The 21,394-nt window shown below is 69.1% G+C and carries 21 protein-coding genes and 1 pseudogene; 10 read left to right on the forward strand and 12 right to left on the reverse strand.

The genetic code is table 11. The annotated features are described in order from the left end of the window. Window positions 1–33: 33 nt before the first annotated feature. On the reverse strand, window positions 34–858 hold the full coding sequence (locus tag ABZZ79_RS32035; RefSeq protein WP_356694775.1) for a hypothetical protein: 825 nt from the start codon (window positions 856–858) through the stop codon (window positions 34–36). Window positions 859–1,203: 345 nt separating this feature from the next. Between ABZZ79_RS32035 and ABZZ79_RS32040 the strand changes: the two genes are divergently transcribed. Both ABZZ79_RS32040 and ABZZ79_RS32045 read left to right on the forward strand, forming a co-directional pair. Continuing rightward, window positions 1,204–1,419, forward strand: coding sequence for a hypothetical protein (locus ABZZ79_RS32040; protein ID WP_356694777.1), 216 nt, complete (start codon window positions 1,204–1,206; stop codon window positions 1,417–1,419). A 391-nt stretch (window positions 1,420–1,810) separates the two neighbouring features. After that, the gene (locus ABZZ79_RS32045) at window positions 1,811–3,082 is read left to right on the forward strand and encodes a sulfite oxidase (protein WP_356694779.1); all 1,272 of its coding nucleotides are present in this window, start codon (window positions 1,811–1,813) and stop codon (window positions 3,080–3,082) included. A gap of 242 nt (window positions 3,083–3,324) precedes the next feature. On the opposite strand, the gene ABZZ79_RS32050 is transcribed toward ABZZ79_RS32045, so the two are convergent. Then, the gene (locus ABZZ79_RS32050) at window positions 3,325–4,545 is read right to left on the reverse strand and encodes a metallophosphoesterase (protein WP_356694781.1); all 1,221 of its coding nucleotides are present in this window, start codon (window positions 4,543–4,545) and stop codon (window positions 3,325–3,327) included. Window positions 4,546–4,738: 193 nt separating this feature from the next. Beyond that, on the reverse strand, window positions 4,739–5,419 hold the full coding sequence (locus ABZZ79_RS32055; protein ID WP_356694783.1) for an NAD(P)H oxidoreductase: 681 nt from the start codon (window positions 5,417–5,419) through the stop codon (window positions 4,739–4,741). Between the two features lie 112 nt (window positions 5,420–5,531). Between ABZZ79_RS32055 and ABZZ79_RS32060 the strand changes: the two genes are divergently transcribed. Both ABZZ79_RS32060 and ABZZ79_RS32065 read left to right on the forward strand, forming a co-directional pair. Further along, on the forward strand, window positions 5,532–6,461 hold the full coding sequence (locus ABZZ79_RS32060) for an AraC family transcriptional regulator (RefSeq protein WP_356694785.1): 930 nt from the start codon (window positions 5,532–5,534) through the stop codon (window positions 6,459–6,461). Between the two features lie 545 nt (window positions 6,462–7,006). Further along, complete coding sequence (locus ABZZ79_RS32065) at window positions 7,007–7,504, forward strand: hypothetical protein (protein ID WP_356694787.1); 498 nt, start codon at window positions 7,007–7,009, stop codon at window positions 7,502–7,504. Between the two features lie 312 nt (window positions 7,505–7,816). On the opposite strand, the gene ABZZ79_RS32070 is transcribed toward ABZZ79_RS32065, so the two are convergent. Continuing rightward, window positions 7,817–8,566: a transposase family protein gene (locus ABZZ79_RS32070; RefSeq protein ID WP_356694789.1), complete on the reverse strand. Its 750-nt coding sequence runs from the start codon at window positions 8,564–8,566 to the stop codon at window positions 7,817–7,819. Window positions 8,567–8,704: 138 nt separating this feature from the next. Here ABZZ79_RS32070 and ABZZ79_RS32075 point away from each other — a divergent pair, with 138 nt between their 5' ends. Beyond that, the gene (locus ABZZ79_RS32075) at window positions 8,705–9,607 is read left to right on the forward strand and encodes a hypothetical protein (protein ID WP_356694791.1); all 903 of its coding nucleotides are present in this window, start codon (window positions 8,705–8,707) and stop codon (window positions 9,605–9,607) included. 217 nt (window positions 9,608–9,824) lie between these two features. Further along, the gene (locus ABZZ79_RS32080; protein WP_356694793.1) at window positions 9,825–10,523 is read left to right on the forward strand and encodes a hypothetical protein; all 699 of its coding nucleotides are present in this window, start codon (window positions 9,825–9,827) and stop codon (window positions 10,521–10,523) included. Window positions 10,524–10,716: 193 nt separating this feature from the next. Here the strand turns inward: ABZZ79_RS32080 and ABZZ79_RS32085 are convergent, their stop codons facing one another. From ABZZ79_RS32085 to ABZZ79_RS32095, 3 genes are all read right to left on the reverse strand, one after another. Next, window positions 10,717–11,070: an extradiol dioxygenase gene (locus ABZZ79_RS32085; protein ID WP_356694795.1), complete on the reverse strand. Its 354-nt coding sequence runs from the start codon at window positions 11,068–11,070 to the stop codon at window positions 10,717–10,719. Between the two features lie 475 nt (window positions 11,071–11,545). Continuing rightward, the gene (locus tag ABZZ79_RS32090) at window positions 11,546–13,288 is read right to left on the reverse strand and encodes a VanW family protein (protein WP_356694797.1); all 1,743 of its coding nucleotides are present in this window, start codon (window positions 13,286–13,288) and stop codon (window positions 11,546–11,548) included. A gap of 678 nt (window positions 13,289–13,966) precedes the next feature. Then, entirely contained in the window at window positions 13,967–14,236 is a 270-nt protein-coding gene (locus ABZZ79_RS32095) for a hypothetical protein (RefSeq protein ID WP_356694799.1), read from the reverse strand. Window positions 14,237–14,271: 35 nt separating this feature from the next. On the opposite strand from ABZZ79_RS32095, the gene ABZZ79_RS32100 reads away from it, so the two are divergent. Next, a complete protein-coding gene (locus ABZZ79_RS32100) occupies window positions 14,272–14,754 on the forward strand; it encodes a hypothetical protein (protein ID WP_356694801.1) in 483 nt (160 codons plus the stop codon). A gap of 59 nt (window positions 14,755–14,813) precedes the next feature. On the opposite strand, the gene ABZZ79_RS32105 is transcribed toward ABZZ79_RS32100, so the two are convergent. The 3 genes from ABZZ79_RS32105 to ABZZ79_RS32115 form a co-directional block, all read right to left on the reverse strand. Further along, on the reverse strand, window positions 14,814–15,374 hold the full coding sequence (locus tag ABZZ79_RS32105) for a hypothetical protein (RefSeq protein WP_356694803.1): 561 nt from the start codon (window positions 15,372–15,374) through the stop codon (window positions 14,814–14,816). Window positions 15,375–15,929: 555 nt separating this feature from the next. Continuing rightward, entirely contained in the window at window positions 15,930–16,985 is a 1,056-nt protein-coding gene (locus tag ABZZ79_RS32110; RefSeq protein ID WP_356694805.1) for a hypothetical protein, read from the reverse strand. Between the two features lie 50 nt (window positions 16,986–17,035). Further along, a complete protein-coding gene (locus ABZZ79_RS32115; RefSeq protein WP_356694807.1) occupies window positions 17,036–17,593 on the reverse strand; it encodes a hypothetical protein in 558 nt (185 codons plus the stop codon). Window positions 17,594–17,774: 181 nt separating this feature from the next. Here ABZZ79_RS32115 and ABZZ79_RS32120 point away from each other — a divergent pair, with 181 nt between their 5' ends. Further along, complete coding sequence (locus ABZZ79_RS32120; RefSeq protein WP_356694809.1) at window positions 17,775–17,900, forward strand: hypothetical protein; 126 nt, start codon at window positions 17,775–17,777, stop codon at window positions 17,898–17,900. Between the two features lie 578 nt (window positions 17,901–18,478). Here ABZZ79_RS32120 and ABZZ79_RS32125 read toward each other — a convergent pair. Beyond that, window positions 18,479–19,909, reverse strand: coding sequence for a PA14 domain-containing protein (locus tag ABZZ79_RS32125; RefSeq protein WP_356694811.1), 1,431 nt, complete (start codon window positions 19,907–19,909; stop codon window positions 18,479–18,481). Window positions 19,910–20,254: 345 nt separating this feature from the next. Here ABZZ79_RS32125 and ABZZ79_RS32130 point away from each other — a divergent pair, with 345 nt between their 5' ends. Beyond that, complete coding sequence (locus ABZZ79_RS32130; RefSeq protein WP_356694813.1) at window positions 20,255–20,563, forward strand: hypothetical protein; 309 nt, start codon at window positions 20,255–20,257, stop codon at window positions 20,561–20,563. Between the two features lie 176 nt (window positions 20,564–20,739). After that, window positions 20,740–21,065: pseudogene (locus ABZZ79_RS32135) on the forward strand (hypothetical protein); the annotation flags it as partial. Between the two features lie 29 nt (window positions 21,066–21,094). Here ABZZ79_RS32135 and ABZZ79_RS32140 read toward each other — a convergent pair. Then, the coding region (locus ABZZ79_RS32140; RefSeq protein ID WP_356694815.1) for an integrase core domain-containing protein at window positions 21,095–21,394 on the reverse strand (300 nt) is incomplete at its 5' end.

The raw sequence follows: 21,394 nt of genomic DNA on the forward strand, positions 1-21,394 counted from the left end.
CGCACGTTCTTCACTGTCGCCCCTGGAAGGGTGTCATTCGTTCTCCGGGTCGTGGAACGGAAGCTCCTCCGTCCGGTCGCCCGGTTCCAGGGCAGCCTCGGGATCGTCCCCGATCTCCTCGCTCAGCAGCGGAGGAAGGGCGGAGGGGAGGGCCCCACGCCCCGGCGGCCGCGGTCCGTACTCGGCCACGATCTTGCCGAGCCAGTTCTTGCGCAGACGGATCACCTGGTAGAACGGCGTGACGTCGGTGCCGGTCCATTGCGCGCCGAGAGCGCTGTGGCGGACGACGGACGCCCCGAGCGCGAGATCGGCCATGCCGAGCTCACCGACGCCGGCGGACGCGGACACCTTGAGTTCGGCCACCGCCCCGCCCTCGGCAGCGGTGAGCACCGTGGCGCCGGCTGCGGCGACGACGCTGGTCACAGCCAGCAGTGAGTCGTCCCACTCCTTGTTCCACCATGCGGAGACCAAGGCATGCGAAAGGCCCCTGACGTCGGAGATTCCGCTCTGCGAATACTCCCGGAAGACCACGAAGGCCGTTCTGCCCCTCGTGAAGGTCACTGAAGCACCCGCATCGGCTTCGGTCAGCGCCGACAAAGCCGCAGGGGTTTTTCCTGAGGCTTTGAATGCGACATCCACTGATTCGTTCGAATCGTAGATGAAGGTACCGTCCGGTGTGCCGTGCTCCCGCTGGAACGGGATTCCGCGGGCGGCCAGGTCGCCCGCTCTGCGGACGCCGTCGCTCTTTCGGTCGTAGACGTGACCCAGGCGAACTCGAGTCGACAGCGGCCAGGTGACCCACCACCCCTGCCACTGGTCCTTTGTCATGGCATCGCGGTAGACCTGGTAACCGTCCATCACACCTCCCGGGCAATGGCTCCGCCTTCGACCTGGTGGTCTGCCTTGAACGGGCGATGCCCGCGCAGAAGGGCACCGCCTCAAGACGGCTTCGACGGGGGCGGTCACCGCGGAGGCAAGGATGTCTCCCTCAGCGATGGCCCGGGTGTCACCGAGCACCGCACGCTTCGAGTGGGCTGGTCAGCCTGCCCCGATTCGAGGGTACGCAAGTGGCGTCAGCGCAGCGTCATTTCGATGTCACCGTGGGCTCACCGAGGCCACTAGCGGAAAGGACTGACCTGGGCGGGGGACCGCAGGACCGCCGTCGGACAGCGGCGGCTCTTCGACGTCGCCGCTCGGGGAGAGGTGCTCGACACCTGCTTGTACACCACGCCCGGAAAGTTCGGCGGCGGGGGAGCGGGGACCACCTGGCTGGTCGGCTCCGCCGCCGACGTCGCCACGGCGCTGGACAACTACCGCAAGCTCGGCATCACCCGCTTCGTGCACCCTTGTGTACAGGTGGTCAAGGACCGCGGCCTTCAATCATCGCGGCTGGCCACGGGAGAAATGCCTTCGCCGTGAGGACCTGACCCCGGCATGATTCCCACCGTGCACGAAGACAAGGACCATCGCGGGCGAATGCGGTACCTCGATTCCGTATGCGCGGGCGATCGCTCATTTCACGAGCGACCCAACTGCCCGGCACAGATCACTCGTTGACACACTCCGGACTACGTGCTTCCATCCGGTCATGACTCCGCCGGAGCCTTTGACCCGTCGCCGCGCCGTGGACCTGGTCCGCGTGGCCGCCGCGCTGTGTCGGCTCCCCGGCCACGAGCGCTGATCGGCCTTCTCACGGTTCTCTTCTACGACGGCTGCGTCGTGCGGCGCTGTTGATTTCCGTGGGCCTGCCGCGCGTCGGCTGCCGCGCGCTGCCCCAACCCCCTTCCCTACCCTGTATGACGGGATTGCCATGTCTGCTGCCGGCTCCGCCTCCCACCACGAGATCGCCTACGATCGCCGCAGGCTGCGCCAGTGGCTCGCAGGGGAGGCCAGATCGGACGGGGTCACGCGGCGCCGGCTACTGACACTGCTCGCCGCGACCGCCGTCGCCACCGCGCTCCCTGTGAGGAATCCGGCTCACGCCGCCGGCTCGCCGATCGTCAAGCCGCTGCCGCCCGAGTGGTTCATCCAACGCGGCACCAACGCCGAGACCCGCTGGGAGGCGCTGAGCGGAACCGGTCATCACACTCCCAACGCACTGTTCTTCGTCCGCAACCACACCGCGACGCCCGTCCTGGACGCCGCCGACTGGCGGCTGAGACTGTGGGGTGACGGGCTGCGCGGCACGCCCGCCGAGGACAAGCCGGTGGAGTTCGGGTACGACGATCTGCGCGCCCTGCCCGCCGTCACTCGAACCGCGTTCGTCGAGTGCGCCGGAAACGGCCGCAGCTACTACACGACGCAGCAGGGCGAGACGGTCACCGGCACCGCGTGGACGCTGGGCGCGGTCGGCGTCGCGCGCTGGCGCGGGGTGCGTCTGGCCGACGTACTCCGTAAGGCCGGGCTGTCCCCGTACGCCGTGGACGTGCAGCCCCGCGGCCTCGACGCCGAGTACGTCAGCGGTGGCGAGAGCCTCGGCCGCGTGCGCCGCCCGCTGCCCCTGGCAAAGGCACTGGACGACGTGCTGCTCGCCTACGAGATGAACGGCGAGCCGCTTCCGTACGACCATGGCTACCCGGTGCGGGTGCTCGTGCCCTCGTGGGTGGGGATCGCCTCGATCAAATGGGTCGGCGACATCGAGGTGTCGGCGCAGCCTCTGTACTCGCCGTGGAACGCCACCTTCTACCGGCTGTTCGGCCCCGCCCACCCGGAGGAGGGCAGTGCGCCGCTGACCCGGCAGGCGGTCAAGAGCGCCTTCGAGCTGGCGAACGGCGCGACGTTTCGCGCGGGGGAGAGGCAGGTGCTGCACGGCAGGTCCTGGTCGGGCGCGGGTGCGGTCGCACGGGTCGACGTCAGCACCGACGGTGGGGCGAACTGGCGGCGAGCCCGGCTTCATGACCGGCCGCGCTCCGGCACCTGGACACGTTGGTCCTTGCCCTGGACGCCTCACACACCAGGCCCGACACACTTGCTTGCCCGCGCCGCGGACACGGCAGGCCGCACACAGCCGGACACCGCTGTCTTCAACACGCAGGGCTATCTGTTCGACGCGGCGGTGCGGCATCCGGTGACCGTGCTTTGACGCCGTTGCGCCGACGTGCGCCGGGAGCGGACCGCGGCAGTGGACCGCGCCACGGGGGCCGCGCTCCGGCCGCCCGCCGTGCCCTCCTCGTGTGTCGCAGCGCCGCCCGTCGTGCCGCCGTTCGCCGGCCCTTCCGATGCCTTCCGCGAGTCTTCTCGCACGATGCCCGAAGCTCGTCGTCTCCACGCCGGATCCCCCGGCTCGTGGGGCTGCTCCAAGCGGATGTGTCTGCCCGTCGAGTGCTACGTCGGGGTGGGCAGGTGCGGGGAGCGGAGCACGAGCAGGGTGATCTCGCTGGGGGCGAAGACGCGGAACGGCGGGCCCCAGAAGCCGGTGCCGCGGCTGGTGTAGAGGAGGGTGCGGGTGCCGTGGCGGCTGAGGCCGGCGAGGGCGGGCTGGTCGATGCGGACCAGGTGGTGGAAGGGCCAGATCTGGCCGCCGTGGGTGTGGCCGGAGAGCTGGAGGTCGATGCCGTCGGCTGCCGCCCGGTCGACGAACTTGGGCTGGTGTGCCAGGAGCAGGACGGGCAGGTCGGGGTCGGCACCCTTCAGGGCTCCGGCGAGGTGGGCGCGGTGGCCTGCCAGGCCGGATGACTCGGCGGTGACGTCATCCACGCCGGCGACCACGAGGGTGTCGCCTCCGCGTTCGAGCAGCAGATGACGGTTGCGCAGCGGCTCCCAGCCCAGCTCGTCCATCAGGTCGACCCAGCCCTGGGCCTCGCTGTAGTACTCGTGGTTGCCGGTGACGTATACCCGGGCCCGGGTGGCCCGCACGGTTCCGAGTGGGGCGGCCTGGGCGCGGCGGCGTTCGGCCGTGCCGTCCGCGATGTCGCCGGTGTGGCAGACCAGGTCGGCTTCCAGGGTGTTCACCCTCTCGCATACCCGTGCAGACCAGCGAGTGCGATCGAGGGGGCCGTAGTGGGTGTCGGTGATGAGGACGACGCGGAGGCCGTCCAACCCGGCACCCAGCCGTGGGAGTTGCACATCGAGTCGGCGCACGCGTGGCACGCGGCGGGCTTCGGCGTATCCCCAGGCGAGTAGTGCGGCGGCTGTGCCGAGGACGGCCCAAGTGACCATTCGAGCCCGGTCCTGGCTGTCGCCGGCGCCGGCCACGGTCAGGGCGAGCCGCAGCAGGACGCCGAGCAGAAGGGACCAGGTGAACAGAACCCAACTGGTGCCCAGCAGGCTGTCACCGACGATCGCCGCCCGGTCCTGCTGGCGCCGGCCGTGGCCGCGCGCCATCGCGAGCGGCATACCGACGAGGCCGAGGGCGAAGAGGGCGGTGCCGGCGAGCGTGACGGGCAGCGGCCAGTGCTGGCCGCTGTGCAGGAGCACCCAGCAGGGCACGGCCCACAGCAGGACGGGGGCGATCAGGGGGAGGTAGCGCATCAGGCGGTGCAGTCGGCTCGGCCGCGGAGCGTGCGCTTCTCTGTCGGCGGGTCGGGTGTTGCTGGTGTCGGTCACGCTTCCCTCTCTCACCAGGCTTCCGTCCCGCGCACTGTATCCGGGCGCTCCTTCCTTTCGACAGGGCGCTCCGCCAGCAACCGTGTCAGCTGCGTGATCTCGGTCCGTGCCGGCCCCTCGGGCTGATCGCCCGTACCGGCCCCTCGGGCTGATCGGCGAGACTGCCGGGTCAGCCCGAGGGATCCGGGTGCCCTCAGGCCGCGAGCGGTTCGTCCACGAGGAACCCCTCCACGAACTCCAGTGTCCGACGGTCGAAGTCGGCGTACTGAGCCTTCCGTTCGGCGCCGGCGACCGCGTCGCCGACGTGCAGATTGCCTTCGGCGTCGACGCGCTGCGGTCGCTCCTCCGCGTCGAGGAGCAGGCCCACAGTGGAGTGCGAGAAGCCGCAGTAGATGGCGATGCCCTCACTCAGGTTGGCCTCGAGGACGGACCGCATCCCCTGCGCGAGGGGATCGTCGGCGGTGGCGCCGGCCAGGCCGAGCCACAGCATGCGCTTGCCGGCCAGGCGGGGCTTGCTCCGGCCGTAGGCGAACCCGTAGTTCCACACACGGTCGATCCATCCCTTGAGGACGGCGGGCACGCTCTGCCAGTAGACGGGGAAGACGGCGACGACCACATCGGCGTCGAGGATGCGCCGCATATGAGCGTGCGTCTCTTCCGAGTACGTCTTCTCCCGGTTGCCCCAGTCCGGCTGGTCCTCCACGGTCATCCGAGGGTCGAACCCCTCGGCGTGCAGGTCGAGCAGGTCGATGCGGTATCCGGCGGCCTCGAGCCGGGCGGCCGCACGGCGTGCGGTATGGGCGGTGAGGGAATCGCTCCGGTGGTGGGCGACGACCACGAGGGCTGTTCTGGCGTCACTGCTGTGCTGCGGCACAGTGTCTCCCGACTGGGCTCGATGTGTTCGGTGAGTCCAGTACAGCCGTGGCCGCGTAGAGGATCCATGGGAGAAAGTCTCCAAGGCATAGGAGATCGTCTACGATTCCCTTATGGATCCCTTGAGTTCGCTGCTGAGCGGCATCCGGGCCGAGGGCTCGGTCGTCAGCCATGCCGTCCTGAGGGCGCCCTGGACCATCCGCTTCGCCGACGGCGCACCGCTCACCATGGTCACCGTGCTGCGCGGGGGCGGCACGCTGCTGCTGCCCGACGGCACCGAGCGGGTCATCGCCGCGGGCGACACGACCATCGTGCGCGGCCCCGCACCGTTCCATCTCGCGGACGAGCCCGCCACCGTCCACCGCCCCCACGCGGAGTACGAGATCAACTGCCTCGCCACGGAAGCCCCGTGCTCGGCCCAGGAACTCGGCGGCATCCGCTGGGGCACCGACCCGGGCGGCGCCACGGCACTCGTCGTGGGCGCCTACCGCGCCTCGGGCCATCGCCACGAACGGCTCCTGCGCGCGCTGCCACCCGTCCTGGTCGTCAACGAGGACGCCGAAGTATGCGCCTGGATGGAGAGTTCCGCCGCCGACGCCGCCCGGCTCTCCTCCGGTTCGCAGGCGCTGATGGACCGGCTCCTCGACTGGGCTCTGGTGTGCACGCTGCGCACCTGGTTCGACCAGGCGGGCGCCGACGCTCCGAGCTGGCATCGCGGCCTCGCCGACCCGGTCCTCGCGCCCGCCCTGCACGCCTTCCACGGCCGGCCCGCCGATACCTGGACGGTCGCGTCGCTGGCCGCGCAAGCCGGCGTCTCCCGGGCGCTGTTCGCCAGACGCTTCACCGAGTTGATGGGCCGCCCGCCCCTCGCCTACCTCACCGAGTGCCGCATGGACGACGCCGAGGCACTCCTTGCCGACACCGACCACAGCATCGCCCAGATCGCGAAGGCCGTCGGCTACGCCGACGCCTTCGGCTTCAGCGCCGCCTTCAAGCGCCACAAGGGCCTGAGCCCGAGTGCGTACCGCGCCGCGGCGGCGTGACCCACAGCGCGTGGCGGCAAGGCGATCCAGGCCGTACGTGGACAGGGCCTGGCTTGGGCGACGCGCATGAGGCGGATGTGCGGGACACCTCCGCTCGCGCGGAACCGAGCACCGGAGCGGAGTTGCGCATGCCCATGAAGCCGGAACACCTCCGCTCACGCGAAGCCGAAGGACACCATCAAAACGCCCTGGTACAGGGCGACGGAACACCTCCGCTCGCGAGGAGAGGTACAGGGAAGTTCGTCGTTGGCCCGACGTCGTCGAGCAGACAGGACACGCAGCCCGCTCCGGCGACGCGCGGGGTCGCACCATCACCAACTCGCCGCATTGCCGGACAGCGGTTCGTTCACCCACTGCTGTGCCGCCGCGAGGTTCGGCGCCGCGCCCGCGGGTTCGTACGAAAGCCCTTCGACTCCTCCAGTGCGCGCGGTTCGTCGGGGCGGAGGTGTCCGCCACCGCCGTGGAGCGGACGATGTCGGCTCTTGCCTCTGCTTCCCCGCCTCCTGCCCCTCCGTTCCCACGCGCCGGGCTGGCAGGATGGGCGGATGCCGATGAGCGAGACGGAACTGCTGGCCGTCATGCGAGAACTCGACGACCCCGAACGGCTGGAGCGGCCGCTGCACTACGACCGAGCCGCGGCCGGCCTCGCGTTCGGCGGGCTGGTGAGCCGGCTCGAATCGGACTTCGGGGCCCCGTGTGAGTCCGAGCGGGACACCCAGGACTCCAGCGAGTACGGACGCGTCCATGTGCCCGCGCACGCGACGGTCTGCGGGACGCGGATCGTGGTCTGCGTGAGCAAGTTCGGCTCCCTCGCTGAGGTCTGCGCCGACAATCCGGGGGCCTTCCTCGGCACGGACGATGCCCGAGAGGAGGGTGCCCTGGACCCCGCCGACCTCGCCACCGTGGAGCGGGCGCTGGCCGAACTCGGCTACGTGAGCGTCCCCGAAGAACTGCTGGAGAGCGATTACGAAGGCCCCAGCGCGCTGGAGCGCTTCGCAAGTCAGCCCACCTGGTGGACGCGGTTCTTCGGCACGGTCTGGTGAGCCACGGCTGGGCGAGGCCTGCATGTCCCTTCTGCAGGATCGGTGTCCCGACAGCCGGGTCGTCGCCAGTTGCACAACCGACGACGACAGTCGATCCCCAGGCCGGCGCCGATCTCGTCTGTGCCTCTGTCTCTGGCGTCTCGCCCATGTTGCTCCCGCAGAGCCCGTTTCGGGGCGCCACCGTCCGTCGCCGTGTGCGGGCGGCTCAGGTCGCGTGTTGTGCCGCGCTGTGCCCACATGCGCTTCTCTCGCAGAAGTCACCGATGCCCATGAAATCCGAGCAGTTGTGACACTGAGCCTATTCCATCTTGATCAGGTGGCGAGTTCGAGTGCGACGACGGCACGGACGACGGCGGTGATCCGGGTGGTGCTGCAGCGGAGCTTCCTCAGGAGGCGCCAGCATTTGAGGGTGGCCATGGCGCGTTCGCCGAGACTGCGGATCTTGGCGTGATCGCGGTTGTGACGACGACGCCAGCCGCGCAGGTTGCCCCGGAACGGGACGCGGACAGCAGGGCCTGCGCCCTGATACGCCTTGTCAGCCCAGCACTTGACGTCATCAGCGGCGAGAGCGGCCGGAATGCCGTGGGTCCGGGCCGCGGTCAGATCGTGCACGGCTCCGGGTAGCACGTCCGAGGCCCAGATCAGACGGCCGGCTGGATCCGTGAGGACCTGCACGTTCATCCCGTGGTGCTTCTTCTTCCCCGAGTAGTACGGCCTGTCGGCGGCGATGCGGTCGATTGGCAGCACGGTGCCGTCGAGGATCACGTACGCCTTCTTCCGCACCGTCGTCATGGCCTGTTCCGGCGTGGGCGCGAGAGCGGCCAGGAGGTCGACGGCCTCGCGTATGTACCGGTGGACCGTCGCGATCCCGACGCGGAAACCTGCTGCGAGGCGGGCGTAGGTGTCGCCGCAGCGCAGGTGGGCCAGGACGAGCACGGCCTGCCGGCCACAGGTCAGGCGCCGCCACCGGGAGCCGATCCGACTTCGGTGGCCTGCGAGGAGACCGGATAGGTGCTGCAGAGTGCGGCTGGAGAGATCGATACCGGACGGGTAAACAAGCACGCGTAAGCTCCTGGCAGACTGGTGATCTTGGTCGAAGACCCATCTACCAGGGGCTTCACCCTGTTGTCAGCCCAACGGCGTACTCCTGATGCAGGTTGAAGAGGCTCAATGTCAGTGCCGTGCTGTTCACTTGGCCGCATGGACGCCTCCGCTCTGCGCGCCCGTCTGAACGACTCCTGGCGCGCGCCCGAATTGCACTGCCCGCTGCCCACTCATGGGGCAGGGCATGTCTGTGTGCCCAGTGACGCGGAGGATCTGGCCGCGTTGGAGCGCGTCGCTGCGGACGTGATCGACGGGGCGAGTCTGTCCGTACGTGCGTGGGTCGTGGGGGGTACGGCGGCAGGGGTGCCCGACGGTCCGCCGGTGGGCGGGGAGGGTGGGCTTCCCATCGGCGGGGAGGGCGGGCTGCTGGAGCTGCGCGGGTGGGTGCTGGCCGGGCACTGGTTCGGATACGGCGTGACGGCCACCCCCGATGGCCCGCGTCGCGTCGTGATCCTCGCCCGGCGCGCGTTCACCCGCCCGCCCGGTGTCGGATGGGTGGCGTTGCTGCGGGAGGCCACCGGGTGGACGGAGCCCGATCGGTGCGGCGTCGACTGGGCCGCGACGGAGGCAGCGCTGTGCACCGCGCTGCCCGGTGACTACAAGGACATTGTCGACGTCTTCGGCCCGGGCAGTTTCGACGAGTACCTGGACCTGCTGGTGCCAGGTGCGCTGGGCACGGATCTGGTCTCCTGGGGCCAGGACATGGCACGGTACGCCGACCTGTACCGGCCATACCCGGTCCACCCCGCGCCTGGCGGCGTGCTCCAATGGGGGACCTCCGAGCAGGAGCTGACCTTCCACTGGCTGACCGGACCGGCCGATCCCGACGACTGGCCGGTTCTGGTGCAGTACCTGGGCGGTGAGTGGCAGCGCTTCGACTGCGGAACCGGCGAATTCGTGCTGCGCCTGCTCACCGACCGCACCTCGCCGTTCGCGTTCCCGCCCTCCGCCGGACCGTTCCCCCATTGGTTCGCTTCATGGGAGCTGCCGGAGCGCTGAGCCCTTTCTAACCCGGATGTCAGCGCCGCTGACCATGCTCGGCGAAGCGTCTGGGCCGCCGGGACCGACTGCGGATCTGCTGGTCATGACCTCGCTACAGATTGGTGCGTGCAGTCGTCAGCAGGCCGAGGAGCAGCACAGGTATGAGGTTGGAAAAGGCTCAATGACGCCCTCAGCTTGTGCTCGTCCCGCAGCCGCTGATGGATCGTGGGTCCTCGTGACCAGGCAGCTCACGCATGTGCAGGTCATCGATCCGTGGCTGGCAAAACCAGTTGACGGGATCGGCAGAATGTCAGGCATGGGTACAGACATGAGTGGCTTTCTCGAGTATCGAGCGCCACAGGACGGTCGGGAGGCAGCCTGGTATACCGCGCACGACCTCGACTCTCTTAATGACATCCGCAACTACGATGCGTTCGGCTGCCTCTTCGGGGTCCGCAACTACGCCAACTTCCGCCCCTTGGCTGCATGCCGAGGTCTGCCCGCCGACGCCTCGGCTGCCGTGAGTGCGCGGTTCGCGCAGCTGACCGAGTGGTACGGCGAGGATGGCTTTCACGGCATCACGTGGATCACGTGGGCCGAGGTGAAGGCGGTCGACTGGGACGAGCCTGCAGAAAAGCCCGACAAGCGGCTGCACCAGTACCGGCAGACTCCGAACGGGCTCAGGATGACAGGCAAGAGCTCTTGGAGTCGTGCGTTCGCCGAGGCTGTCGGTCTCGAACGAGGCGAAGACCGGGAGTGGCCCGAAGGAAGTGAATGGCTCGTCGGGGACACGCTCTACAGATCAGTCACCATCCGCCGCAGAGACGCTGTCACCGAGACCGGCGAGTGGCAACCCGTCTGGAAAGCCATGGAGGCACTCGCAGCCCAGCACGGCGACGACAACGTGCGCCTCGTCGTGTGGTTCGACGACTGAGGTAGTCGCTGCGCCCGCGCATTGCTGGGCGCCTCTTTCGGGGTCATCTCGCTGACGAGATGAAGATGGCGGCGAGGTGGCGTCCGGCGAGGTAGATGATGGCGGTCTTGTGCCGCGGGTGGCCAAGCCGCGCCACTGCTTGTGCCTTTCACGTGTTCGAAGCCGAGGACGGTGACGGCGTGGTGACGGAGGTTCAGTCGAGGCTGTGCGCGACGGGGTGCAGCGGCTGGTACAGGGGAAGTTCACTGCCGCTGGGGAGGCGTACGGCGGTGAGGCGTCCCCACCTCTCCTCGGTCACCTCGCCGGTGAGCTCCGCGCCGCGCTCCGCGAGCTCGGCGCGGACGGCGTCGAGGTCGTCGCACATCAGGTAGAACTCGTGCCTCGGCGGGCCGTCGGTGGGGTGCACGGCGACCTCGGCGGGCGGCAGCTTGAAGATCAGCCAGCCGTGGCCCGCGTCGATGTGGGCGAAGCCGAGGATGTCCTTGATGAAGGTCCGGTCGGCCTCAGCGTCCTGGGAGTAGAGGATCACGTGTGCGCCTGAGAGCATGCCCCGATGCTCGCACGCCCACCGTCGCTGTTGAGGACACCGCGCCCAGGTACCGGACTTCGCCTCGTCCCGGATCGGTCACCGCGCTGAACCCTTGTCCGCATTGTGTGATGGCTCGACGGAGCACCGGCGCGCAGCGAGTCGGCCCGCCTTGCCGTACTCGAGAAGGGACGAACAGGGCACCCCGAGGGGCCCGCCGCCCATGACGGCGCGTCATGACGATGCCGTCAGTGGGGAGCTGCCGTGGATGGTGCCGCGCCCTGCAGGGCGTTGACATGGCGCCTTGAGCGTCTCAAAGGTCGGCATCGAGCGCATGAGCGCGCGCGGTGTGGAGGTGGGCGGCGGCGTGCTGCTGGCACATCCGGCGCGAGGACGTGGGGACCGAGGGTCGCCAGTCGGCGACCTTGGCCAGCGCAGGGTGTCGTGGTGAAGGGCGGCGAGGCGGCGGTGTCCTGCTCCGGGTGCGGCCGCGTGCTCAGGGCCGACTCTCGCTCGGCGCTGCCTCGCAGACGATCTCGTCACGCGGGGTGTAGTGCGTGCGGAACGGTTCCCGCCTCACCTCCCGGCCGTCGTCGTGGAAGACCCGCTCCACGGTGACGTCGAAGCCCTCGAGCGGGCTCTGGGGCACGCACTGCTCAGCGGTGCTCACCGTTGTCGACGGCTGCCGCACTTGGGTGCGCGGCCCCTTGACCGACGTGATCTCGTCGTACTTCTTCGTGCCGAGGAGGGTGATGGTCACCGAGGTGTCGGTGGACTCGGCCTGGATGTACATGGCGTTGCCGGAGTCGTTGGTGAACCTCAGGTCGAGGCTGCCCCAGGCGACCGTGGCCTCACGGCCCTCGGGGTAGCGCTCGATGTAGAAGGAGTGGGCACCGTGCTCGACGGGTTTGACGCCCGCGAAGAACATCGCGTTGAAGACCGTGGTGGCCACGGCGGAGACGCCGCCGCCGGGTGCCTTGGCGTACTTGTCGTCGTAGATCATGATGCCGTCGACGAAGCCGTTGGCCTCGGTGCGTTCGCCGACGGTCCGGTTGAAGCTCCAGGTCTCGTTCGGCATGACGAGGGAGCCGTTGATGAGGTCCACGGCCCGGCCGATGTTCTTCGTCCGGTAGGGGGCCGGTTCGAAGTCGACCGTGAAGGTGGACATTCTCTCCGTGAGTCCCAGTCGGGCCGCGTTCGCACGGGTCAGCCCCGGCTGGATCCGCCGCGTGGTCACCTCGTCGGTGCGGGCGGTGCCCGACTTGGTGAGCAGGGGCAGGACGGCCTCGCCGAGGGCCTTGTCGGTGACCTCCACGCCGGGCCTGGCGTCGGCGGCCACCACGACCTTGTCGCCCTCGAGCGCCAGCCGGGCGTCGCGGGGTGTCGCGGGGAGGCCGTTCAGGGCGTCGGCCACCACCGGTGTGGCCCGCAGGCCCTTGCTGTCGAGCCTTGCTGTGAGCCTGCCGGCCTCGTCCGGCCGCATTGTCAGGTACTCGCTCAGCATGGCCGGGGTGAGCGTGAACCGCTTGCCGTCCGCGGTGAGGGTGACCGGCGCCGACATCGCCGGTCGCGCGAACTCGCGCACCGCCCGCCGCACCTCTTCCGCCGTGACCTTCGGCTCGGTCCCGTGTGCGGGCAGCACCGTGACGGAGTCCGCCGAGCCGTGCAGGAAGGCGGCGCGCAGTGAGCCGACGGCGGCGTCCACGTCCAGCGCGTACCCGCTGTGCGGAGCGACCTGCTCGATGCGGCCGTCGTCGAAGGAGACGGCGCCGTCGCGGACCTTCTCGTCGAGCGACTTCGCCAGCTTCCCGAGGGCGGCACGGGTCCTGACCTCGTCGACTCGCACGACCGGTTCGATCTCACCGCCCGAGCGGAACAGCCCGCCGATCAGGTCGATCGGATCGGCATCGGTGGACACCGCCCGGTCGAGGGTCTCCCGGATGTCGAAGCTGAGCCCCGCCTGCCGTGGATCGAGCGTGCCCCTGCGGTCGCCGACCGTCACCGCCAGCTCCCGCGGGGCGGACTCCGCCAGATGCCGCTCCAGCTTCCGGGCGGCTTCCTCATGGGTCAGGCCCCCCAGGTCCACGCCGCGCACCGTCGTGCCTGCCTGGATCTCACCGCCGGTGAGCAGCAACGCTGCCAGGTACAGACCGCCGATGCCGACGGTCAGCGCACCGCCCGCCAGGGCGACGGGCGGGCGGGAGGCCGTTCGGAGGAGGGTGGGTATCCGAGGGCGCATGGGGCTCCTGAACGATCGATGTGACGTGCACCCGATGTCACGGCACTGTGGCGAGAACAGTCGGTCAGGCTACGCACAACCGGGCATCAAAGGGTATAGCTCAGGTCACATCGGGGCGTTTGGGATCAGCTGGGATCTTGAGGTTCCAGTGGAAGAGGAAGCGGCACCAGGTGGGAAGCGAGCGCGAAGCGGTACCCCGAAGAGTGCAGGCGGGACCCCGTCACGCTCGTCGACTCCTCTGGCGGGACGGTGACCGCGGTCACCCGGGGCCCGGAGCCCCTGCGCGGCTCGTACTGCCCGGCCAGGGAGGACCGCGGCGAGAAGCGAGTCCGGTGAGCTGGCCGGCGCCGAGCCCGCAGAGCTCGGGCGGCCGCGGCGGGAGAACGCGGAGAACTGGTCCGTGAGCGCTTCCAGATGCCGGGCGGCGGCGGACGCCAGGGGTGAGGCGTCGCCGTCGGCTGAGATGTCCTGGTTGAGGGTGAAGCCTTCCGTGCGGCGAGCCCCACTGTGCGGCGCGCCAAAGGCCGTCCGCAGGGGTTCCGGGTCGGCGACGACTCCGTGACCGGGGGACGCCCCAGCGTTCCTTCGGCACACGGCTTTCGCTGATCGCCCCGCTCGCTTCCGAGCCGGCCCTTCCAGCCGGGTACCTGGACCGTCAGCGATGCGGCACGGGCACCCTCAGGGACGCCCGCTCATGACGCTGCGCAGCAGGTCGACGACGGGCTGCACCGGGACGGTCGTGCCGAAGGCGCGCTGGACGCCGAGCCCGATGCCGAGGCTGAGCAGGGTCAGGGCGGCGGTCTCGGCGGGCATGGCAGGCGTGACGCCGAGTTCGTCCGCCTGCACCCGGATCAGGTCCGCGAGCGCGTCGGTGACGGTGCGCCGACGCTGGGCGGGCTGATCACACCTGGCGGTCCGCCGCCGCGGTCGTCGACATCCTCGCCACACCGCCAGAACCGTATGAGGCGGACTGGCCGGGATATGTGCCGGAGCCGTGTCTGCTGGCACCAGAAGCAATCACCGAGTATCCCAACAGCCTCGATCTGAGCCCGGAGATGCGACTGGCGGTGGGGGACTGGAGCAGGTGGCAGGCAGCCGACGCCGGCGTGGACAGCTCGTACGCGGACTGTCCGGCTGAGTTCTACGACTGCAATCTGGCTGACGCTCCCGGCTGGAAGGTCGGTGGCTGGCCGCCGTGGGGCCGCACCGACCCGTACCGCCGATACTGCGGTGTCTTCGAGGTGCAGATGGTCCCGCTGCTGACCATCGCCTCCTTCGAATGGGACGGTGGTGCGGGACGCGGCTTGGCGCCCAACGAAGACCAAGCCGCCGCCTACGCCGCCGCTTATCACGCCGGCCCGAACCCCGCGCAGCCGATCAAGGTAGAAGTAGGCAGCACCGACAACATGCAGTTCTACGTCTGCCCGACCTCTCCCGAGCATCCGCACACCGACCTGATCCAATGAGCTGTCGGGCCTCTTGCACACCCTCCGTAGGCGGTGACAGAAGGGCCTGAAGGCGGTGCTCAGAGGGTCGGGAAGAGCAGGTTGAAGAAGAGCCACAGCAGTACGGCCCAGAAGCCCGCCGCCGCCAGCGACACGAGCAGGGAGCTGCGCCACTTCAGTACCAGGAACGGGAAGAGCACCAGAGCTGCCCAGTGACCGGCGAGGTCGACCGTCAAGCGGGCGGCCTCGCTCAGGGATGCCGCGCGTCCGGTGGCGATACGGCGAAGCAGCCGCTGGGAGACGAAACCGTAAACGCCGAAGACGACCGGGAAGAACCACAGCGGTGTGACCGTGACCAGCTCGGACTCCGAGAACTCGTCGAACATGACGAGGTAGATGAGCCCGGCCCCGATGATCCCGCCGATCAGCGCGGCGAGGTAGAGGGCGGTCAGTGCGGTCGGCTCGGCGGCACCGGCCGGTACCACGACGGGCGAGGCGTACGGAACATCGGGAGGCGGGACCGTGGCCACCTGGTGGCAATAGGGGCAGCGGACGCCCTGCCCGGCACGGTCGGCCGGAGCCGAGATCAAGTGCCCGCACGAAGCATGGAACTCCACCTGCCGGCCTGGGTTCATGCGCATCCTCTCTCCATGTACCGCCCGCGGTGCCGCTCGGCGTCGGTGACATGTCGGCGGTCCGCATCAGAATCGATCACAGGAGGGGACGCCGCCCCTGGACATCCGGTTGCACGAATCCCGGGCGCGAAGTCGGGCCGTCGGCTCCGGCCGTACCCGGCGATGTGTGACAGGCGACGACTGCCCCAGGGGGTTTGGCCCGCGCCGGGCGCGGACGGGCGGACCGGGAGGTGCTGCGGTGGGCCTTCGGTGGCCTGAGGTCACGGCTGGCACGAGCGCCGTCGGCTTCACGGTGCTGAGCACGAGTTCCGGCGGACCTGCCTGCTATCCGCGCATGATGTCCAGCAGCCCGGCGAAGGCGCCCATGAGCGGGAGGACGGGAAACCGTGCCACGGGCTCCTTGTGCTGCGACCAGTGGACGCCGTCGTCACGTCCGTCCGTACGGGATGACGAGCCTGTGCGCGGTGAACCAGAAAGAGGAATCCACGTACCCGAGTTCGCCCGGCCCGGAGCTACTCGCCATCGCGGCAACACAGGCGTGACTTGGTGAGACCTGCGGGGCTACTGCGCGGCCTCGGGTTCCAGTCGGTCCGTGACGGTCTCGGTCATCGACATGCGGTCTCCACCGAGGGTGACTCCGCTCGAATTCACGCTCGGTGTGAGGGAGATGGGGCAGGCGCCCGGCCGGTCGACGGTGAAGAGGCCGAAGGTGGCGGTCCCTTCGGAGATCTCGTCGCTGCCGGCGTGGCCGTAGTAGGCCTGGACCCCGTTCGGCTGGCAGAGCATGACGTGGAATCCGCCGGTGCCGTCGGGCCAGGTGAGGACCAGGTAGCGCACGGAGTAGTTCGTGCCGAGCGGCGCGAGCGTGGTGATGACCCCGGCGAGCGACGGACCTTGCAGGAACGTGTCCGGCATGCCCATCTGGATGTCGGAGTCGATGCAGAGCAGCAGGCGTTCGGACGCGCACTCGATGGCCAGCATTCCCTGGCGTTCGGGCCGTACCAGATACAGCTCACCGGCTGGCACCCGGCTGAGCAACGCGAAGTCCTCCTCCGTGGGCGTGGAGGTGTCGATGAAGAACACTTCGTCCTCGTCGGCGGGGATCGCGACGATACGAGAGTCGTCCGCGGGGGTGAGTTCGAAGCCCGACAGCCCTGCCCGGTAGGCGATCACCGACAGCGCGAAGGCAGCCTGGTCGCCGACCACGTCCCCGGCCGGGGGCGCCGTCTGTGTCAGGGCGTCCAGGGACTCGGACGTGGCGACCTGCTGCAAGGTGCGCCAGGCGGCCAGCGCGATGACCGGTTCGCCGGACGCTGCCGCGGCCTGGACCATCGGCACGGCGTCCGGGCCCATCACCGCGGCCTGGCCGAGCGCCGCGGCGATCGTGAAGGGGTCGGGGTCGGGCTCCGCCAGCAGCTGCCCGACCACCTGGGCCAACGGCCCCAGCGGAGTCGGGTCGATCAGGGAGAGGATGCCCAGGGCACGGACCCGGTGTTCGTCATCGCGGGCGAGCGCACGGCCCATGGCGTCGGCGAGGTCGTCGGCGTCGAGCGCGGCCAGGAGTGAGGAATCCACCCCGTCCTTCGACGCGAGCAGTCGGTCGATACGGTCGGTCATGGTCTGCGCGCCTCTCCGGCAACCCTCTGAAGTCCGCCAGTGGGTCCGCTCTACAGGGTGACCTGGCAGTGTCTGATCATCGTGACCGCCTGAGCGGGTGTGACCCCCGTGTTGGTTCCTGAGGCCGCCCGCATGAAGTTCGCGGGTCCGCACAGCGACTCGTCCTTCTCGCAGTGGGGCAGGCCCAGGAAGTGACCGACCTCATGGGCGAAGGTGTTGCCGCTGTCCGCCGTGCTGCCCGCCAGGGACACGACCGGTGCTCTCAGCCGGCCCTTGACCGTCTTCTTCCCGCACGCGCCGGGCTCGGGCGAGTATCCGACCTCCAGGGGGTTGAAAATACGCTTCACGACGAACACGTCGAGGGCGTCGTTGCTGTTCACGGCGAACCGGTCGGCCAGCGCCATCGCATCGCCCGCTCCCAAGAGAATCGCGTCCACCCCGGCGACACTCATGTCGATCTTGAAGCGGTTGACCGTGCCGATCACCGGACCGTGAGTGGCGAAGATCGCCTTCATGATGTCCACGGAGTCGTCGACCTGCTTCAGTTCCGCAGGCGTGAACACCTCCTTGGCGACGACGATCAGATTGATGTCGAAGTGGACTGCCATGGCACCTCCAGGCGGTGATGGCGGGAGGTGACGACTGCGGAGGTCTCTCCCGAAAAGGATGACGGCGGAACCGGCGGGCCGCCACTCGACGGCTCTCGCGCTCCATTCACCGGCCGCCGTTCCCCCGGGGGCAGCGCAGCCGACTCGGAAGCAGGCCTCACGCACGGCCACTCGCCTGCTCATGCTGGGGATATCCCCAGTCGATCGTGACGGGACGATCGGCGACATCGTCTGCTCGATCACCGACCGCCCCGCCGCGTGGACCGGCGACGAGGTCCGCTTCGCCGACATCAAGGCCCAAGGGTGAGGGCGCCAAGCCGACTACCTCGTCCTCGCCGACAACGGCGCCATCCGTGCCTTCACCAACACCAATCCCCTCACCGGTGGCGAAGTCGTAGTCGGTGTCGCAGCCCGCCCCGGTGCCTTCGGGCAGAACGGGGTACCCGCCTGAGCGGGTCCGTCGTGGTCGGGGTCGAGCTCCTCGCGGACCGCCCGCTGGAGGAGGTCCCACTGGTTCTTGTGGTGCCATCCCCCCGTCGGGGAAGTAGCCGTCGAACTGGATGCCGGGGACACCGGACGGTGTCGTGGTCCCAGGGGCTTCCAGGCCCGCCCGGTCGGCGGGATCGGTGTGCCGGTGAACTGCGTGCCCGTGGTGGTCAGATCGGCGAGGCGGGCGGTGACGGTGCGCTCGGCGCCGGGGACCCGTACCTCGGCGAGGCTGGTGTGGGCGGTGGCCGGGACGGTCGGCGAGGACGCGGTCGCGTCGGCGTCCGACACGATCAGGCGCCGGCGAACGGCTCCCGCCCCGGCGTAGTGGGAGGGAGCCGTCGGGGTTCTCCGCCTTGCCGGCCGGGGCCGGCGATGAGCGTGGCCGGAGCGTTGGTGTCAGGCCCTTGGCATGGTGATGCTCTTGACCTCGGAGTAAGGCGAGTGCTCGTTGTCCCCGAAGGACGCGCGTGCCCGGTACTCGTAGGTGCGGCCGTCGGAGGGCAGCCGTTCGCACATGGTGGCTGTGGTGATGTCGGAGTCCCAGCGAGGATTGATGGACATGTCCCATGACCAGGTGTCCGTGCCGAGTTCGCGGCGCTCGACGTCGAAGTAGATGAATTCGTGCAGCACGATGGGCATGCCGTCGGTGACGGTCACCTGGACACCGTTTTGGCAGTGGTCCAGTGTCAGGGAGATCGGCTGGACCGGGACGTAGCCGTCGGGGAGGGCCAGCGCGACCTCGTTGTCGGCTTCAGGGTCGAGTCCGGCCGGGCTGAGGGTGGTGGTACCGGCGGTGTTGGTGGCCAGCACGCGGTAGTGATGGACCTGGCCGTCGGCGGGTACGGGATCCGTCAGCCAGACCTCCTCCGTGGTCGTGCCGAGCGGGACCCAGGCGTGGCCTCCGTCCACCTTCTCGTAGGCCATGACCGTGTAGTGGTCCAAGTGCGACGCGTAGCTCTTGCCCCACCTCAGCTTGACCTTGCCGGTCGTCTGGTCGTAACTGCCCCTCACCAGGCCCACTTCCGGCACCGGGAAGATGCGCTTGTCCATGCCTCCTGACATGTTGCCCGCCCTGTCCACGGCTCGGACCTCGTAGACGAAGGGGGTCCGGTCGTCGGGGTTCGGAGTGGTCTGTGTGACGCGGTTCACGGAGCTCGAGCCGACTTTGGTCCATGTGTAGACGCCGACGGGCCGCCGGTACAGGGCGTACCCCGCCAGGTCCATCTCGTAGTTGGCCATGCCCGAGGCAGTGGTCTTGCGGGTCTTGGGGTCGTAGACCCAGGAAGCGTCGGGCGTCCGCGGCCGGGTCTTGTCGATCTTCGGTGACGTCCGGGGCGCGTAGCCGAACTTGACCTTCGCGGCGCCTGTCCAGTTCCGGTAGTCCACGCGGATCGTGCTGACGGACTGTGAAACGGTGAGGTTGACGACCCTGGGGCGGGCGGTGTCACCGGTGCCCTTCCACAGGTCGATCTTGAGTGCGCCGTTCAGGTAGACGCGGACCCCGTCGGTGGCGGAGACGGCGAAGGTGAAGGGGCCGCCGGAGCCGAAGTCGCGGGTCAGCTCCCAGCGGACAGTGAAGTCGTCCGACGGCACACCGGCGGTCGGGCTGCCCGGCCAGGTCTGGTCGATGACGTCGTCGCAGTCGGTCCTCACGGGGGTGCCGGAGAACGTGGCGTTGTTGTAGAACGTCCGCTTGAAGGAGTTCTGCGGACAGTTGTCGTCGGCTGCCGCCGCCTGCGGAGCGGCTGCCAAATGGCCGCCGAGGACAAGGGTGGCGGCCATGACGCTGCCACCCACCTGGGTGGCGCTGAATCTCTTCCGCTGCATGGGTACCTCCGTGCCGTGCGATCACTACGTACAGCCTGGAGACCCCTGACACAGTGCGGAGGTTGTATGACGTATCGGGAAACGTGAGGTGACCGTGAGATGAGCAGTCGGCCGTCCACGATGATGTGAGCAGAAGCCCGCGCATGTGAACGACACCGTCTTCGTGCTGCCCGGCGGCTCCTCCCGCCCGAACGGCACCGGACGCCGCGTCTTCACCGTGGAGTCGCTCGGCATGTCACGGCAGTCCGAGAGCCGGCTGGGCGGCAAGGGCCTGCGCTGGTTCGGGCCCAAGCCAAGTTCCTCGCGGAGGTCAACGCCGAGGAGGCAGAGCGTAACAAGGACCTCGTGCTGGCCGAGTACCGCCGCTACCAGCAGGGCGAGATGCCGTCAGGTCCCGGCGCCCGCGATCTGGTCAGCTTCTTCGCCAGCGTCGACGGGAAGCTAGCCCGAGCTGTCGCCAAGGACCCCACGGTCGGCGGCAGCGACCAGGAGGTCAGAGCCCTCCTCGCCGAGATCGCCGGCGTCCTGCACCTGGGGGTGGCGAACTACTGCTGGTTCATCGACCCCTCCAAGGCATTGTGCCTGAAGCTGGCCGGCACCCCGAACGCGACGAAGCCGCTGGCTGGCATGTGCGATTCCGACCGCTGCCCGTAGGCCACCCACCATCCCTGCCACCGCCCCGTGGGCCGAGAGCGTGCGAACCAAGCAGGTCCTTATTGGGTCGATCGGACGCAACCACAAGACCGAAAAGGCCCGCCTGCAAGCCGACTTGGACCGGGACGTGAAGGTCCTGGCCTCGATCGACGCCGCGTAAGGAGAAACCCCACCTCATGGCTCGCATCAGCGCAGAAACTCGCGCCCGCAACGAGGAGGCGGTCCGGGCTGCGATGGACCGGCTCCTCAAAGGCGACCTTCCGCCCAGCGGCAGTTGCGACTTGAAGACACTGGCCGCCGAAGTCGGCGTGACCCGGACCGCGTTCTACCCGAGGAAGAACCGTGACGGCACCACCCGCCCCGGCCCCTACCAGCACCTCGCCGAAGAGTTCGACGGCGTCTTCGTACTCCGCAGGAGGCCGGGGAGGTCGTCGACCCGCGGATCGCGCAGATCGAACGGCTCAAGGCCAAGGTCGCAGAGCTCAAGGAACGCCTGGCTGAAGTTTCCCCGTGATGCTGGACACTTGATGCTTACGCCGCGAGGGCGTGTTCTTGTTCGTGTCGCTGCCGGGTCTCCAGCGGGGTGAGGTAGCCCCAGACTGGATGCCTCCGCAGCCGCTTGCGGTTGTAGAAGGTCTCGATGAAGGTGAAGATCTCAGTGCGGGCAGTGGTCCGGTCGGGCCAGCGGCGGGTGCCGATCTCGGCTTTCAGCAGTGCGAAGAAGCTCTCGGCGGCGGCATTGTCGTAGCACGAGCCGGTTCGTCCCATGCTCTGCCGCAGCCCCAACCGGCGTGTCTCCCGGCGGAGTTCGTCAGCGGTGTACTCCGCTCC

The sequence above is a fragment of the Streptomyces sp. NPDC006458 genome (assembly GCF_040612135.1).
GTDB lineage: Bacteria > Actinomycetota > Actinomycetes > Streptomycetales > Streptomycetaceae > Streptomyces.

Excerpts from the sequence above, each read along its gene's own strand:
- ABZZ79_RS32065 (WP_356694787.1), top strand. The coding sequence starts at position 7,007 with ATGCCGATGAGCGAGACGGAACTGCTGGCCGTCATGCGAGAACTCGAC.
- ABZZ79_RS32085 (WP_356694795.1), bottom strand. The coding sequence starts at position 11,070 with ATGCTCTCAGGCGCACACGTGATCCTCTACTCCCAGGACGCTGAGGCC.
- ABZZ79_RS32125 (WP_356694811.1), bottom strand. The coding sequence starts at position 19,909 with ATGCAGCGGAAGAGATTCAGCGCCACCCAGGTGGGTGGCAGCGTCATG.
- ABZZ79_RS32075 (WP_356694791.1), top strand. The coding sequence starts at position 8,705 with ATGGACGCCTCCGCTCTGCGCGCCCGTCTGAACGACTCCTGGCGCGCG.
- ABZZ79_RS32045 (WP_356694779.1), top strand. The coding sequence starts at position 1,811 with ATGTCTGCTGCCGGCTCCGCCTCCCACCACGAGATCGCCTACGATCGC.
- ABZZ79_RS32090 (WP_356694797.1), bottom strand. The coding sequence starts at position 13,288 with ATGCGCCCTCGGATACCCACCCTCCTCCGAACGGCCTCCCGCCCGCCC.
- ABZZ79_RS32035 (WP_356694775.1), bottom strand. The coding sequence starts at position 858 with ATGGACGGTTACCAGGTCTACCGCGATGCCATGACAAAGGACCAGTGG.
- ABZZ79_RS32110 (WP_356694805.1), bottom strand. The coding sequence starts at position 16,985 with ATGACCGACCGTATCGACCGACTGCTCGCGTCGAAGGACGGGGTGGAT.
- ABZZ79_RS32115 (WP_356694807.1), bottom strand. The coding sequence starts at position 17,593 with ATGGCAGTCCACTTCGACATCAATCTGATCGTCGTCGCCAAGGAGGTG.
- ABZZ79_RS32105 (WP_356694803.1), bottom strand. The coding sequence starts at position 15,374 with ATGCGCATGAACCCAGGCCGGCAGGTGGAGTTCCATGCTTCGTGCGGG.
- ABZZ79_RS32060 (WP_356694785.1), top strand. The coding sequence starts at position 5,532 with ATGGATCCCTTGAGTTCGCTGCTGAGCGGCATCCGGGCCGAGGGCTCG.
- ABZZ79_RS32120 (WP_356694809.1), top strand. The coding sequence starts at position 17,775 with ATGCTGGGGATATCCCCAGTCGATCGTGACGGGACGATCGGCGACATC.